Consider the following 14,415-nt stretch of genomic DNA (forward strand, 5'->3'; position numbering starts at 1 on the left):
CACTGCCATGACGATTCACATCGGCGCACGGCCCGGCGAGATCGCTGAAACGGTTCTGTTGCCCGGCGATCCCTACCGCGCGAAATGGGCGGCCGAGACATTTCTGAAGGATGCCGTTCAGATCAATCAGGTCCGCGGAATGCTGGGATTCACCGGCACATGGAACGGCAATCGCGTCACGATACACGGATCGGGCATGGGAATGCCAAGCCTGTCGATCTACGTGAACGAATTGATCCGCGACTACGGTGCGCAGACGCTGATCCGGATCGGCTCTTGCGGCGGGATGCAGGAGAAGGTGAAGGTTCGCGACGTGATCCTCGCGATGACGGCCTCCACGCTGTCGACGCCGTCGCGTGGGATTTTTCGCGATCTCAACTTTGCGCCCTCGGCCGACTGGTCGCTTCTTCGCGCGGCCGCAGCGGCGGCCGAGGCGAAGGGCGTTCCGACACATGTGGGCGGCATCTATTCGTCGGACGTCTTCTACGACGAACGCCCCGACCTGAACGAGCAGATGACCCGCCATGGCATCCTGGGGGTCGAGATGGAAGCGGCCGAGCTTTACATCCTTGCCGCCCGCTATGCCCGCAGGGCGCTTGCGGTGCTGACCGTCTCGGATCACCTCGTGACCGGAGAGGCCCTGCCCAGCGCTGACCGCGAGCGCAGCTTCGGCGACATGGTCGAGATCGCGCTGGAAGCCGCCTTCGCCTGACCAGCCGCCACGGCCCTAGCCATGGCTGCGGTCGTAGCCGTTGACGGGCGGCGGCGCCCACCCGTCAAGCGCGCCGTCTTCGGGCACGAAGACCTCGACCAGCAAGGGAAAGCAGGCGGCCGTATCGCTTGAATGCTCGGACGAGCAGTCGCCGCCGGGGCAGGCCGACAAGGCGCCAAGAAGCTCGATCTCGGCAAAGAACTCAAGAAAGTCGCCGGGCCGCACCGGGCTTGCCTTCATGAAGTACTGCCCGGTGTCGCGCGTGAAGCCCGTGCACATGAAGACGTTAAGCACGTCATGCACATGGCCTTCCGCCGTCTTGCGTGGCAGGCGCGACTCCTCGGCCAGCGCCCGCGTCAGGTTCGAGTGGCAGCAATGGTGGTACTGCCCCCCCGACAAGAGCGTGTGCGTATAGGGATCGCAGCGTGTTCCGATCACGTCGTGAACCCTGCCCCCGTGGGAATCGACCCCGTACCAGTCCAGCGTGTCCTCGATGATGGTCGCCATCGGGCGAAGCGTTGGGAACGACGACCAAAGCCTGTCGCCGGTGGACAGGTGCGTGCCATGCAGCGCGCGGGTCTTGCCGGAATAGAAGCGCTCGGACAGGTCCGCTGCATTCCACAAGTTCAGATCGCCCACTTGCGGCCCTTCGATGCAGTTGATCCGGAAAAAGGCGCCCGCCGGCACGTGAAAGCACGCCGCCTCGCGCGGGGGCGCCGTGACTTCCGAGACCTTTCGCGCGGTTCCCCGCGCGCGGCGATACAGGGCAAGATCGGGCTGCGGCAGCGTCTCGGTCGGATAGCAGATCACCGGGGCGATCGCGCGGCGGGCGTCGGCGTCGGTTGGTGCGGGCATGGGCGTCCTCGGGGCACGTGTTCCCCCATCCCCGCACAGCGCAGCCGGGTGGTCAATCCCGACCCCGCTCAGCCCGAAAGATCGACCGCCTCGACCGACAGGACGGTGGGCAGATGACGGGCGATCTCGTCCCAAGTTTCGCCCTCGTCGCGGCTGGCGAAGACCGAGCCCGAGTTCGTCCCGAAATAGACCCCCGCCGGATCGCGGTCATCCCCTGCCATCGCCTGCCGGAGGACGGTGAAGAAGCAATTCTCGGCCGGCAGACCCTGCTGCCGGGGGCCCCATGTCGCCCCGCCGTCGGTCGACTTCCAGACGGCCGCGCTGGCGCCGGGGGGAAAGCGACCCTGCGTGTCGCCGTTCAGTGGGACCGTCCAGATCGTGCCGGGATCGCGCGGATGAACGCGGATCGGAAACCCGAAGGTCGAGGGCAGGCCCTCGGTGACGTCGTCCCAGCTGCGCCCGCCGTCGGGGCTGCGGAAGACCCCGTGGTGGTTCTGCTGGTACAGGACGTCGCCCGCGCCCGGTGCCCGCATCATGTTGTGCACGCAGTGGCCGGTTTCCCCGCCCCTCGGCCCGGCCGGGTGGTCGTGATGAACGCAGGCCCCGGCGTTCGACATGCGGTTGCGCCTGTCCCAGCTTTGGCCGCCGTCCTCGGTGGCAAAGACCCCGGCGGCCGAGATGCCCAGCCAGAGCTTGGCGGGATCGCCCGGGTGACTGACGATCGTGTGAAGCACCAGGCCCGCCGCGCCGGGGGTCCAGTCCTCGCGCCCTGGAAAGGCGGCCAGGGCCTTGCCCATCTCCCATGTCAGACCGTGGTCAGCGCTGGTCACGATCTGGGCGGGTTTGGTCCCGGCATGTAGAAGGCCGTGGGCGAAGTGAAGCGACCAGACCGACGAGAGCGACTTGCCGAAGGCGGCTTCGCCCGGCTGCCAGCCGATGAAGGCCGCGAAATCAGGATCGTTCGCGGCCCAGTCGTCGATCGTGCCGGTCGACAGCTTCGACAGGGTCCAGGTCGCGCCGCCATCGGTGCTGCGCCAGACGCCGGCCCCCGTCCAGTCGCTGCCCCCGCCGGCCCAGAGGATGCCGGTGGCGGGATCGGCGACCATGTGGTTGATCGGCCAGCCGCCGCAGTGCGGACCGCTCAGCTTCCAGCCCGTCCGCGATCGGTCGCCCGAAAGCAGAAAGGCGCCTTTGGTCGTGCCGACCAACAGCGTCGGTCCATCGGTCATGCGTGATCCTCCCCACGCACAGAATAGCACAGCCCCGGCCGAACCGAAGCGCGACAGTGGCCCCACACGGCACCGCCTCAAACGGCACCCGGAATCGTGGGCCGCGCTGTCAAGAAAGCGTCATCTCGACCTGTCAAAGGAACTGCGTATGCTGCGGCAGACAGGGGTCGTCCACGAGGCGTGCGACATGAACGACAAGGACAAGTGCGAAGAGGGCCTTGACTGGCTTGAGGCAGAACTGGCCGACACCTTGGACGAGGATCTGGAACTCGAGATCTCGGAGCCCGCGATTTCGGCCGAACTCCGGCGCATCTATCGCGCGACGCGCCCCGAGACCCTGCCCCGCGCGGTCTACTTCCGCGAATTGCTGCGTCTGCAGGCCGAACTGATCAAGCTGCAGGACTGGGTCTCCTATCACGGCGAGAAGGTCGTGGTGGTTTTCGAAGGGCGCGACAGCGCTGGCAAGGGCGGGGTGATCAAGCGCATCACCCAGCGGCTCAATCCGCGCGTGGCGCGGGTCGTGGCCCTGCCCGCGCCTTCGGATCGGGAAAAGACACAGTGGTACTTCCAGCGCTACGTTCCGCATCTTCCCGCGGGCGGCGAGATCGTTCTGTTCGACCGGTCCTGGTACAACCGCTCGGGCGTCGAGCGGGTGATGGGCTTTGCCAGCCCCGATCAGGTCGAAGAGTTCTTCCGCGATGTGCCCGAGTTCGAGCGGATGCTGGTGCGGTCGGGAATCCGGGTGATCAAGTACTGGTTCTCGATCACCGACGAGGAACAGCAACTGCGCTTTCTCATGCGCATTCACGACCCGCTCAAGCAGTGGAAGCTGTCGCCGATGGATCTGCAAAGCCGGGTCCGGTGGGAGGACTATACCAAGGCCAAGGAAGAGACCTTCGCCCGCACCAACATCCCCGAGGCGCCCTGGTACATCGTCGAAGGCAACGACAAGAAGCGCGCACGGCTCAACTGCATGGCGCACCTTCTGAGCCAGATCCCCTACGAGCCCGTCCCGCACGAGGACGTCACGCTGCCCGAACGCGTGTTCAACCCGAATTACGAACGCGCCGTCCTGCCGCCCGAGCTTTACGTGCCGCAAAGGTACTGAGTCGGCTGCAGGACAGATGGGCCTCGCAGTCGCGTCAAGGCGTCTGGTCAGACGCGCCGGCCTCACGCACGATCTTCTCGCGCAGCCGTGCGAGCCGCGTTTCGATCGACGACAGCTCGTCGTCGACTTCCGCCGTGATCCAGCGCGCGAAGCGGTCGATGTCCCTCCTCCGCTGGCGCAGCACCGCCTGCGAGACCTCGGCCCGCCTGAGCCGCCATTCCAGCGACTCGTCCCCGCGGGAGTGCCCGCCCTGCCGATACTTCACCAGGGCCAGCGGCACATGATCGACCTGCCCCAGAAGGCGCGCCCGGCCGTAAAGCACCGAATCCTCGTAGGCACCGGTTTCCACAATCGGGCCGAAGACCTCGTAAAGCGCGCGTCCCCACGCGCAGCTTGCGCCGATGACGGACCGGCGCCCGCGCAGGGCCGCCGCGATGGTGTCATTCGCCTCGACCACCGATTTCCTCGATCGCTTTCCGATGGGCGTGCCGTCGCGCGCGATCGCGATCGTGTCCGAGTAAAGCAACGGCGCCCGGGTGCGTCTGTAGGCCCGGTACATCTCGGCGCAGCGATCGGGCAACGAGATGTCGTCGCCGGCGTTCGGCACGATCAGCACCCCTTCAGCCAGCTCGAACACCGTGTTCACGTGTCCGATCAGCCCAAGATTGCGGGGGTTTCTGTTCAACCTTACCCGATGCGGTCCGTCATAGGCGGCTGCCATCTCCTGCATGATCGCAAAGGTGCCGTCGGACGATCCGTCGTCGCTGAGCAGGATCTCGAGCGGCTGGTGGACCTGCGAAAAGGCGCCCTCGATCGCGTCGCGGACGACCGCTTCCTGATTGTAGGCGATCACGGCCAGCGTCACGAGTTCCTGCGTTTCGCCTGCGTCGTCCGATGATGCAGGTCCGATCTCGTCCACCGGCGCCGCGACCGGGATCGGTGCGGCGACGGGATCGATTCCATGGGTGGCAAGGAGCCGCCCAAGAAGGCTCCAGCGCGGGGGAATGCCGCCTTCCGCCTCGACAAGGCGCTTGCGCATCCGCCGACCGTAGAAGTGGATCGACCGCGTGTCGGGCAACAGATGGCCCGAGGTGTCGAACCCGCGCTGCAACATCTTTCGACGTTCCTGAAAGGTGAAGGGGTAAAGCACGTGGCGCGGGAAGGCGTGTGCGATCTCGCCCGTCGCCTGCAGGAAATGCGTCAGCGCATGCGGGCCCCAGACGCCCCACCGCATTTCGCCGGCATGCACCGGCGTGCCGGCAGCGGCGGCGGCACGATACTCCTGCTGCGCCGCTTCGTCGTACCACGGAGGGATGGCGAAGACATCGCTGGTGAACTCGAGAAGGGCGGCCAGCGTCGCGCTGTCGGCGGGAAGACCCAGAACGCCACCGTTCACATGCCGGTCGCTTTCCCAGCCATAGAAATGGCCGTCACGCGTCTCGAACGGGCGCAGGCAATAGGCATCGGTGTCCGCCCAGATCATTCCCGGTTCCGCCTTCAGAAGCCGGTAGCGGAAGAGGTCGGAATGCAGCGCCGGCGATCCGGTGCGTGCATGGGTCAGGTCGCCGCCGTCTCGGGGAAGGATGCTGGCGGCATCGGCCCGCGCGATGCCGTCCGGAACGTTCAGAACCTCGCCATAATGGTAAAGCACGACGTCGTGCCCGGCGTCGCGGAACGACACGATGCAAAGCTGCTCGAGATAGCTGAGCGGCCCTTCCATCCAGAGCATGCCGATACGTGGAAGCGCCACCAAATCCAAGCTCTCGTCCAGTGCGGGCCGAAGGCCGCACGGCGCTTCGGGTGATCGCACGAACCCTACGGCGTCGACGTCGGCCCGTCTAGAACGCGCCCCAAGCGCATGCCGGTCAGGTGTGCCCCCGAGGGAGGGCCGTCATGGGTGGAAACGGAGGGGTTTGGTGGAGCCAAGGGGAGTCGAACCCCTGACCTCTTGCATGCCATGCAAGCGCTCTCCCAACTGAGCTATGGCCCCGACCGTGGTGCGGGGCGGCCAGGGGCCGCCGCGCCGTGCGTGGTGCTTTAGGTCAGAGACCGAAGCACTGCAAGGGAAAAATCGGCCCCTGCCCGATCAGACGTCCTCGTCGTCACCGGCCACATCGGCCAGGTCGTCAAGCGAAACATCGTCGTCTTCGTCCTCGTCATCGAGGATGTCGTCGCCGATATCCACATCCGCCGCGTCCTCGTCCTCGAGGACCAGATCGTCTTCGTCTTCATGCACCTCGGGCTTGGCGGCCTTCGCGGCGCGTTCGCTGACCAGAACCCGGCTGGTGCGGCCGGTTTCCAGCGTCACGACCTCGCCCGTGTAGGGGCTGACGATCGGGGTCTTGCCAAGATCGTAGAACCGCCGACCGGTGGTCGGACAGACCCGCTTGGTGCCCCATTCTGCTTTGGGCATGCGCATCCCTTTCGATGAGTCGTTCATGTTACGGATTCGGGGCGACGTGCCACATGCCCCCGGCACTGTCAAAGGGTTTCGGCACGTGCGTGCGGGGCGGGCGGATTCCCCCTGTCAAAGGCATGCTCACCGCCCTAGACTCCGGGCCGGCAGGTTGCGGGCAGGTTAACGGCAGGCGGGGCACATGGGGCAGACGATCCTTGCGGGCGATCCCCCGATCACGGTGACATTGAAGCGGTCCGCGCGCGCGCGCCGGCTGGTCTTGCGCGTATCGCGCCACGACGGCCGGGTCACCCTGACGCTTCCCGACCATGTCTCGGAGCGCAAGGCGATGGATTTTGCCCGCACGCGCGAAGGCTGGCTGCGCGAGGCCCTGTCCGCCCTGCCGCCGACCGAGGCCGTCGGGCCGGGCACGCGGCTGCCCGTGCTGGGTCAGGCACTGGTCCTTGCCCCGGCAAGGGTGCGGGCACCGCGCCGTGAGGGCGACGTCCTCGTGGTGCCCGAGGGGCGCCCGGCCGCGGCGACCGCCGCCTGGCTGAAGGCGCTGGCACGGGACCGTCTGGCCGAGGCATCCGACCGGCACGCGGCACGTCTTGGACGCCCCTACAGCGCGCTGCGGCTGCGCGACACGCGCTCGCGCTGGGGATCGTGCAGCAGCGAGGGCATCCTGATGTACTCCTGGCGCCTCGTCATGGCGCCCGAGGCGGTTCTCGATTACGTCGCGGCGCACGAAGTGGCCCATCTTGCGCGGATGGACCACTCGCCCGCCTTCTGGGAGGTCGTGGCGCGCCTGTGCCCCGATCACGCCCGTCACCGCCGCTGGCTGCGTGAGCATGGCGGATCGCTGCACCGGTTCGCGTTCGCCGATTGACCGGCGTCGGGACGTGTGATCACATCCGCCCCATGGCGCAGACCACGCGATCCTCGGACACCCAGAGCCTGGCGCATGACCGCGTCTATCGCGCCATTCGCGCGCGCATCATGCATGGCGAGATGGCCCCGGGCGAAGCCATGACGCTGCGCGGGATCGGGCGAACCTATGGCGTCTCGATGACCCCCGCGCGTGAGGCGGTGCGGCGACTGGTGGCGGAGGGCGCGCTGACGATGAGCGCCTCGGGGCGCGTGGCGACGCCGGAGCTTGCCAACGAGCGGATCGAGGAACTGGCCGCGCTGCGCGCGCTGATCGAGACCGAACTTGCCAGCCGCGCCCTGCCCCGCGCCCACATGGCGCTGATCGAACGGCTTCAGACCATCAACATGGCGATTGCCGAAGTGATCGCGAAGGGCGACGTGGTGGGCTACATCCGCACCAACCTCGAGTTTCACCGCACGCTTTACCTGCGCGCGCAGGCGCCGGCGATGCTGGCCACGACCGAGACGGTCTGGCTTCAGCTCGGTCCCACCATGCGCAGCCTTTATGCGCGGCTCAAGCGCACCGAGGCGCCGGTGCACCACCGCGCGATCATCGCCGCGCTGCGCGCCGGCGACGAGCCCGGGCTCCGGCTTGCGGTGCGCACGGACGTGACGCAGGGTCTCAGGATGCTGACGGGGTAGAGGGGCCCTGCCCCTCTGCGCTGCGCGCATTCACCCCGAGGTATTTCCGGCCAGAAGACGTCCCTAGCTGTGGATCGGCCCGTCGCCGCAGGCCAGGGCGGCCTCGCGCACGGCTTCCGAGAAGGTCGGATGGGCGTGGCAGGTGCGCGCGACATCTTCGGCCGCGGCGCCGAACTCCATCGCGACGCAGATCTCGTGGATGAGATCGCCCGCCATCGGCCCGATGATATGGGTGCCGAGGACGCGGTCGGTCTCCTTGTCGGCGAGAATCTTGACGAAACCGTCACCGGCGAAGACCGCCTTTGCCCGACCGTTGCCCATGAACGAGAACTTTCCGACCTTGTAGGCGCGGCCTTCGTCCTTGAGCTGTTCTTCGGTCTTGCCGACGGTCGCGACTTCGGGGTGGGTGTAGATCACGCCGGGGATCACGCCGTAGTTCACGTGGCCGGCCTGACCGGCGATGGTTTCGGCGACGGCCATCCCTTCGTCCTCGGCCTTGTGGGCGAGCATCGGGCCCGCAATGCAGTCGCCGATGGCGTAGATGCCCTTGACGCTGGTCGCCCAGTGGGCGTCCGTCCTGACCTGGCCACGGTCGGTCATCTCGACGCCCAGCGCCTGCAGGCCAAGACCGTCGGTGTAGGGGCGGCGGCCCGTGGCGACCAGGACCGTGTCGGCCTCGACCGTCGCCACGCTGTCGTCCTTGCGCAACTTGTAGGTGACCTTGGCCTTGGTCTTGGTCGCCTCCACCTTCTGCACGGCGGCGCCCATGATGAAGTCGAGGCCCTGTTTCTTGAGGATGCGCTGGAAGGTCTTCTGCACCTCGCCGTCCATGCCGGGGGTGATCTGGTCGAGATATTCGATGACGGTGACCTCGGCGCCGAGCCGGGCATAGACCGATCCCATCTCGAGGCCGATGACGCCTGCGCCGATCACGACAAGCTTCTTCGGGATCTTCGGGAGGGCCAGCGCGCCGGTCGAGGTGACGACGACCTTCTCGTCGATCTCGACGCCCGGAAGGGACGACGCCTCGGACCCGGTGGCGATGACGATGTGCTTCGCCTCGTGGACCTCGTCGCCGACCTTGACCTTGCCGGCTTCGGGGATCGACCCCCATCCCTTCAGCCAGTCGACCTTGTTCTTCTTGAAAAGGAACTCGATGCCCTTGGTGTTCTGGCCGATCACGTCGTCCTTGTAGGCCAGCATCTGTGCCCAGTCGACCTTGGGCGCGGCGCCCTTGAGGCCCATGGCGGCGAAGTTGTGTTCGGCCTCATGCAACTGGTGCGTGGCGTGCAGAAGCGCCTTCGACGGGATGCAGCCCACGTTGAGGCAGGTGCCGCCCAGCGTCTCGCGCCCCTCGACGCAAGCGGTCTTCAGGCCAAGCTGCGCGCAGCGGATGGCGCAGACATAGCCGCCCGGGCCCGAGCCGATTACGATCACGTCATAGCTTGCCATGGGGTCCTCCGGTCATCCTGTGTCTTTGGTCTGCGTTCAATGTCAGAGAAGCGCGGCGATCACCATCGCCGTCGTCGCGAGAAAGCCCGCCGTCCAGACGAGCGAGCGCCAAGGCACCCAGCCGTAGAGATAGGCGGGCACATAGGCAATGCGGGCGGCCAGATAGATCCAGGCCATGGCGGCGGTTGTGCCCGAGGCCTTGCCCGAGAGCGTCACCACCGTCACCGCGACGGCGAAAAGGAGAAGTCCCTCGAAATGGTTGTTCATCGCCCGCTGGGCACGGCCCGCGAGGCCGGACAGCACCACCGGTTCGTCGCGTGGCAGAAGCGCCGTGCGCGTGCCCACCTGCGCACGCGCGACATGGGAGTAGAGCCCGATCTGGACGACCTGCAGGAGAAAGGCGAAGGCGAGAACAGTCAGTTCAGGGGTCATCGTTTTGTTCCCGATCCGGGGCCGGGCGGGGGGCTGACTGCCCCCCGTGCACCTGCGGCGCATGTCCCCGGACGGATATTTCGGCCAAGCAGAACCACCCTGCCTGCGATCACAGATCCATCAGGAGTCGGCGCGGGTCCTCGAGCGCCTCCTTGACGCGCACGAGGAAGGTGACCGCGCCCTTGCCGTCGACGATGCGGTGATCGTAGCTGAGCGCCAGATACATCATCGGGCGGATCACCACCTGCCCACCGACGGCGATGGGCCGGTCTTGAATCTTGTGCATGCCGAGGATGCCCGACTGGGGCGGGTTCAGGATGGGCGAGGACATGAGCGATCCATAGACCCCGCCGTTCGAGATCGTGAAGGTGCCGCCCTGCATCTCGGCCATCGACAGCTTGCCGTCGCGGGCGCGCACGCCCAGTTCGGCGATCTTCTTCTCGATGGCGGCAAAGCTCATCTGGTCGGCGTCACGCAGCACCGGCACGACAAGCCCGCTGGGCGTGCCCACGGCCACGCCCATGTGCACGAAGTTCTTGTAGACGACATCGGTGCCGTCGATCTCGGCGTTGACCTCGGGGATTTCCTTCAGCGCATGGCAGCAGGCCTTCACGAAGAAGGACATGAAGCCAAGCTTCACGCCGTGCTTCTTCTCGAAGAGGTCCTTGTATTCGTTGCGCAGCGCCATAACGGCGGACATGTCGACCTCGTTGTAGGTCGTCAGCATCGCTGCGGTGTTCTGGGCGTCCTTCAGGCGGCGGGCGATGGTCTGGCGCAGGCGGGTCATCTTGACCCGCTCTTCGCGCGCGGCATCTTCGGCCGGGACCGGGGCGCGGGGCATCTGCGCAGGTTCGGCCGTCTTCGCGGCGGCCTGACCGGCGGCAAGGGCGCGGGCCACGTCTTCCTTCATGATGCGGCCGTCGCGGCCCGTGCCCTGCACCCGGTCGGGCGTGAGCCCCTTCTCGGCCATCATCTTGTTGGCCGAGGGCGCATTCTCCACGTCCTTCGCCCCGGTCGAGGCGGGCGCAGCGGCGGCGGCAGGCGCGGCTTCAGGCTTCGCCACAGGGGCGGCGGCCGCGCCGCCGGCCGCCAGCACGCCCAGCTTGCCGCCGGCCTGAACCGTCTCGCCCTCTTTCGCGAGGATGCTCGTCAGGACGCCGGCGGCGGGCGCGGGCACCTCGACCGAGACCTTGTCGGTCTCGAGTTCGCACAGCATCTCGTCGGCGGCGACGCTGTCGCCTTCCTTCTTGAACCAGGTCGAGACCGTCGCCTCGGTCACGCTTTCGCCCAGCGTCGGCACCATGACGTCGACCGACCCGCCACCACCCGTTGCGCCGTTGGCGGCCGCGGGTTTCGGCGCCTCGGCCGGTTTCGCCGCGGCTGCGCCTTCGGCGATCATCGCCAGAAGCGCATCGACGCCGACGGACTGGCCTTCACCCGCCACGATCTCGGACAGGGTGCCGGCCACAGGCGACGGCACCTCGACCGTGACCTTGTCGGTTTCGAGTTCGCACAGCATCTCGTCGACGGCCACGCTGTCGCCCGGCTTCTTGAACCAGGTCGCCACAGTGGCTTCGGTGACGCTTTCCCCCAGCGTGGGCACACGGACTTCTGTGCTCATCCTGTCAGTTCCCTTCAAGTGTCAGCGCATCGCTCACGAGCGCGGCTTGTTGTTGCTTGTGCGACGAGGCAAGGCCCGTGGCGGGCGAGGCCGCGGCCGGGCGGCCGGCATAGGTCGCGCGGCTGTGCTTCGCGCCGATGCGCGTCAGCACCCATTCAAGGTTCGGCTCCATGAAGCCCCAGGCACCCTGGTTCTTCGGCTCTTCCTGGCACCAGACGAAATCGGCGTTCGAGAAGCGCTCAAGCTCCTTCACGAGGCTCAGCGCCGGGAAGGGATAGAACTGCTCGACCCTGAGAAGGTAGACGTCGTCGATGCCGCGCGCGTCACGTTCCTCGAGCAGATCGTAATAGACCTTGCCCGAGCACAGCACGACGCGGCGGATCTTGTCGTCCGCAACCAGCTGCGTGTCCGAATGCCCTTTCTCGGCATCGTCCCAAAGAACGCGGTGGAAGGACGAGCCGTTGACGAAATCCTCGGCATCCGAGATCGCAAGGCGATGGCGCAGAAGCGATTTCGGCGTCATCAGCACAAGTGGCTTGCGATAGCTGCGGTGCAGCTGCCGGCGCAGGATATGGAAGTAGTTGGCCGGCGTCGTGCAGTTCGCGACGATCCAGTTGTCCTCGGCCGACATCTGCAGGAACCGCTCGAGCCGTGCCGACGAATGCTCGGGCCCCTGCCCTTCGTAGCCGTGGGGCAGAAGCATCACGAGGCCGGACATCCGCAACCACTTTCGTTCGCCAGACGAGATGAACTGGTCGAACATGATCTGCGCGCCATTGGCGAAATCGCCGAACTGGGCCTCCCACAAGGTCAGTGCGTTCGGTTCGGCCAGCGAATAGCCGTATTCGAAGCCCAGCACGGCGTATTCCGAGAGCATCGAATCGATGACCTCGTACTGCGCCTGGCCGTCACGAATGTGGTTCATCGGATAATAGCGTTCCTCGGTGTTCTGATCGATCAGTCCCGAATGCCGCTGCGAGAAGGTGCCGCGCATGGAATCCTGCCCGGCAAGACGCACCTTGTAGCCTTCGGTCAGAAGCGACCCGAACGCCAGCGCCTCGGCCGTGGCCCAGTCGAAGCCCTTGCCGCTCGAGAACATCTCGGCCCGGGTTTCCAGAAGCCGCTGCACGGTCTTGTGCAGCTCGAACCCGTCGGGAACCCGCGTCAGCGCCTGCCCGACCTCGGCCATGGTCTTCTTGGTGATGGCGGTCTTGCCGCGCTGATAGTCCTTGCCCTCGCGGTCGAGGTGCGACCAGCGCCCGTCCAGCCAGTCGGCCTTGTTGGGTTTGTAGTCCTTGCCCGCTTCGAACTCCTCGTTCAGGCGGGCCTGGAAGGCGGCCTTCATGTCCTCGATCTCGCCCTCGGGGATAAGGCCGTCCTGCACCAGGCGCTCGGTGTATAGCTGAAGCGTGGTCTTGTGGGTCTTGATCCGCTTGTACATCACCGGGTTGGTGAACATCGGCTCGTCGCCCTCGTTGTGACCGAAGCGCCGGTAGCAGAAGATGTCGATCACCACGTCCTTGTGGAACATCTGGCGGAATTCCGTGGCGACCTTGGCCGCGTGGACGACCGCCTCGGGGTCGTCGCCATTCACGTGGAAGATCGGCGCCTCGACCATCAGGGCGATGTCGGTCGGATAGGGCGACGTCCGGCTGAAGTGCGGCGCGGTGGTGAAGCCGATCTGGTTGTTCACGACGATATGGATCGTGCCGCCGGTGCGATGACCCCGAATTCCCGACAGCTGGAAACACTCGGCCACGACGCCCTGACCCGCGAAGGCGGCGTCGCCATGCAGCAGGATCGGCAGGACCGCCTTGCGGTCGGGATCGTGCAGCTGGTCCTGCTTGGCGCGCGCCTTGCCCAGGACCACTGGGTTCACCGCCTCGAGGTGCGAGGGGTTCGCGGTGAGCGACAGATGGACGGTGTTGCCATCGAAGGTGCGGTCGGACGAGGCGCCGAGGTGGTACTTCACGTCGCCCGAACCGTCGACGTCCTCGGGCTTGAAGCTGCCACCCTGGAATTCGTTGAAGATCGCACGGTAGGGCTTGCCCATCACGTTCGCAAGCACCGACAGCCGCCCGCGGTGCGGCATGCCGATCACGATCTCCTTCACGCCAAGGCTGCCGCCGCGCTTGATGATCTGTTCCATCGCGGGGATCAGCGCCTCGCCGCCGTCAAGGCCGAAGCGCTTGGTGCCCATGTACTTGACATGCAGGAACTTTTCGTAGCCCTCGGCCTCGACCAGCTTGTTCAGGATCGCGCGACGACCTTCGCGCGTGAAGGCGATCTCCTTGCCATAGCCTTCGATCCGCTCTTTCAGCCAGGCGGCCTGAACCGGATCGGAGATGTGCATGTACTGCAACGCGAAGGTGCCGCAGTAGGTCCGCTTCACGATGTCGATGATCTGCCGCATCGAGGCAAGCTGAAGACCCAGCACGTTGTCGATGAAGATCGGCCGGTCCATGTCGGCCTCGGTGAAGCCATAGGACTTCGGATCAAGCTCGGGGTGCGGCGTCTCTTCGCGCATGCCAAGCGGATCGAGGTCGGCGACGAGGTGGCCGCGGATCCGGTAGGCCCGGATGATCATCAGCGCGCGGATAGAATCGAGCACCGCCTGCCTGACCTGCTCGTCCGAGATCGTCACGCCCTTCTCGGCGGCCTTCGCCTTGATCTTTTCGGCGGCCTTCGCCGGTTCGGCCCATTGCCCGTCAAGTGCGGCGGTAAGCTCGTCGCTAGGCATCAGCGGCCAGTCGGCGCGTGCCCACGAGGGCCCCGCCGCGTCGCGCTTGGCGTCGACCTCGGTATCGCCGAGTTGGCGGAAGAACTGCTGCCAGGCCTCATCCACCGCGTTGGGATCAGAGGCGAAACGGGCATAAAGCTGTTCGATGTATTCCGCGTTATGCCCCTGCAGGAAGGACGAGGCGTGGAACAGGTCGTTGGGGGATTGGTCGGTCATAGCGGAAGCCTCGAAGACTCGGGGTTGCCCGAGCGATGGTCGCGAAGTACCTCAGAGCAGCGTGAAAACGGGTTATCGTGGTG

Annotated in this window: 12 protein-coding genes and 1 tRNA gene; 4 read left to right on the forward strand and 9 right to left on the reverse strand. The window is 66.3% G+C overall.

Annotated elements, in window-relative coordinates; translation table 11 throughout:
• Nucleotides 1–7 precede the first annotated feature (7 nt).
• Nucleotides 8–712 carry a purine-nucleoside phosphorylase gene (gene deoD / locus ACRDNQ_RS16945; protein WP_431829896.1) on the forward strand — a complete coding sequence of 235 codons (705 nt, stop codon included), beginning with the start codon at nt 8–10 and terminating at the stop codon, nt 710–712.
• Nucleotides 713–727: 15 nt separating this feature from the next.
• Here deoD and ACRDNQ_RS16950 read toward each other — a convergent pair whose 3' ends face one another.
• Both ACRDNQ_RS16950 and ACRDNQ_RS16955 read right to left on the reverse strand, forming a co-directional pair.
• Nucleotides 728–1,567: an urea carboxylase-associated family protein gene (locus tag ACRDNQ_RS16950; RefSeq protein WP_431829897.1), complete on the reverse strand. Its 840-nt coding sequence runs from the start codon at nt 1,565–1,567 to the stop codon at nt 728–730.
• Nucleotides 1,568–1,635: 68 nt separating this feature from the next.
• Nucleotides 1,636–2,796, reverse strand: coding sequence for a WD40/YVTN/BNR-like repeat-containing protein (locus tag ACRDNQ_RS16955; protein WP_431829898.1), 1,161 nt, complete (start codon nt 2,794–2,796; stop codon nt 1,636–1,638).
• Nucleotides 2,797–2,983: 187 nt separating this feature from the next.
• Between ACRDNQ_RS16955 and ppk2 the strand changes: the two genes are divergently transcribed.
• Nucleotides 2,984–3,904 (forward strand): polyphosphate kinase 2, encoded by a 921-nt coding sequence (gene ppk2 / locus ACRDNQ_RS16960; protein ID WP_431830195.1) that lies wholly within the window; start codon nt 2,984–2,986, stop codon nt 3,902–3,904.
• A 34-nt stretch (nt 3,905–3,938) separates the two neighbouring features.
• Here ppk2 and ACRDNQ_RS16965 read toward each other — a convergent pair whose 3' ends face one another.
• The 3 genes from ACRDNQ_RS16965 to ACRDNQ_RS16975 form a co-directional block, all read right to left on the reverse strand.
• Entirely contained in the window at nt 3,939–5,654 is a 1,716-nt protein-coding gene (locus tag ACRDNQ_RS16965) for a glycosyltransferase (protein ID WP_431829899.1), read from the reverse strand.
• Nucleotides 5,655–5,818: 164 nt separating this feature from the next.
• Nucleotides 5,819–5,894: transfer RNA gene (locus ACRDNQ_RS16970), tRNA-Ala, on the reverse strand.
• A gap of 96 nt (nt 5,895–5,990) precedes the next feature.
• Entirely contained in the window at nt 5,991–6,317 is a 327-nt protein-coding gene (locus ACRDNQ_RS16975; RefSeq protein WP_431829900.1) for a TIGR02300 family protein, read from the reverse strand.
• Nucleotides 6,318–6,501: 184 nt separating this feature from the next.
• Between ACRDNQ_RS16975 and ACRDNQ_RS16980 the strand changes: the two genes are divergently transcribed.
• Nucleotides 6,502–7,188 carry a M48 family metallopeptidase gene (locus ACRDNQ_RS16980; protein ID WP_431829901.1) on the forward strand — a complete coding sequence of 229 codons (687 nt, stop codon included), beginning with the start codon at nt 6,502–6,504 and terminating at the stop codon, nt 7,186–7,188.
• 32 nt (nt 7,189–7,220) lie between these two features.
• Nucleotides 7,221–7,871 (forward strand): GntR family transcriptional regulator, encoded by a 651-nt coding sequence (locus ACRDNQ_RS16985; RefSeq protein ID WP_431829902.1) that lies wholly within the window; start codon nt 7,221–7,223, stop codon nt 7,869–7,871.
• Nucleotides 7,872–7,934: 63 nt separating this feature from the next.
• On the opposite strand, the gene lpdA is transcribed toward ACRDNQ_RS16985, so the two are convergent.
• The 4 genes from lpdA to ACRDNQ_RS17005 form a co-directional block, all read right to left on the reverse strand.
• Complete coding sequence (gene lpdA, locus ACRDNQ_RS16990; protein ID WP_431829903.1) at nt 7,935–9,323, reverse strand: dihydrolipoyl dehydrogenase; 1,389 nt, start codon at nt 9,321–9,323, stop codon at nt 7,935–7,937.
• A gap of 42 nt (nt 9,324–9,365) precedes the next feature.
• Nucleotides 9,366–9,755, reverse strand: a complete 390-nt coding sequence (locus ACRDNQ_RS16995) for an MAPEG family protein (protein WP_431829904.1) — start codon at nt 9,753–9,755, stop codon at nt 9,366–9,368.
• A 109-nt stretch (nt 9,756–9,864) separates the two neighbouring features.
• Nucleotides 9,865–11,376: a 2-oxoglutarate dehydrogenase complex dihydrolipoyllysine-residue succinyltransferase gene (odhB, locus tag ACRDNQ_RS17000; RefSeq protein WP_431829905.1), complete on the reverse strand. Its 1,512-nt coding sequence runs from the start codon at nt 11,374–11,376 to the stop codon at nt 9,865–9,867.
• 4 nt (nt 11,377–11,380) lie between these two features.
• Entirely contained in the window at nt 11,381–14,332 is a 2,952-nt protein-coding gene (locus ACRDNQ_RS17005; RefSeq protein WP_431829906.1) for a 2-oxoglutarate dehydrogenase E1 component, read from the reverse strand.
• Between the last annotated feature and the right edge of the window lie 83 nt (nt 14,333–14,415).

This window comes from Saliniferula longa (assembly GCF_050789285.1).
Classification (GTDB): domain Bacteria; phylum Pseudomonadota; class Alphaproteobacteria; order Rhodobacterales; family Rhodobacteraceae; genus CAVPWP01.

Bases quoted from the DNA above. Each gene is read 5' to 3' on its own strand.
- deoD (WP_431829896.1), top strand. From the start codon at position 8: ATGACGATTCACATCGGCGCACGGCCCGGCGAGATCGCTGAAACGGTT.
- ACRDNQ_RS16950 (WP_431829897.1), bottom strand. From the start codon at position 1,567: ATGCCCGCACCAACCGACGCCGACGCCCGCCGCGCGATCGCCCCGGTG.
- ACRDNQ_RS16955 (WP_431829898.1), bottom strand. From the start codon at position 2,796: ATGACCGATGGACCGACGCTGTTGGTCGGCACGACCAAAGGCGCCTTT.
- ppk2 (WP_431830195.1), top strand. From the start codon at position 2,984: ATGAACGACAAGGACAAGTGCGAAGAGGGCCTTGACTGGCTTGAGGCA.
- ACRDNQ_RS16975 (WP_431829900.1), bottom strand. From the start codon at position 6,317: ATGCCCAAAGCAGAATGGGGCACCAAGCGGGTCTGTCCGACCACCGGT.
- ACRDNQ_RS16980 (WP_431829901.1), top strand. From the start codon at position 6,502: ATGGGGCAGACGATCCTTGCGGGCGATCCCCCGATCACGGTGACATTG.
- ACRDNQ_RS16985 (WP_431829902.1), top strand. From the start codon at position 7,221: ATGGCGCAGACCACGCGATCCTCGGACACCCAGAGCCTGGCGCATGAC.
- lpdA (WP_431829903.1), bottom strand. From the start codon at position 9,323: ATGGCAAGCTATGACGTGATCGTAATCGGCTCGGGCCCGGGCGGCTAT.
- ACRDNQ_RS16995 (WP_431829904.1), bottom strand. From the start codon at position 9,755: ATGACCCCTGAACTGACTGTTCTCGCCTTCGCCTTTCTCCTGCAGGTC.
- odhB (WP_431829905.1), bottom strand. From the start codon at position 11,376: ATGAGCACAGAAGTCCGTGTGCCCACGCTGGGGGAAAGCGTCACCGAA.
- ACRDNQ_RS17005 (WP_431829906.1), bottom strand. From the start codon at position 14,332: ATGACCGACCAATCCCCCAACGACCTGTTCCACGCCTCGTCCTTCCTG.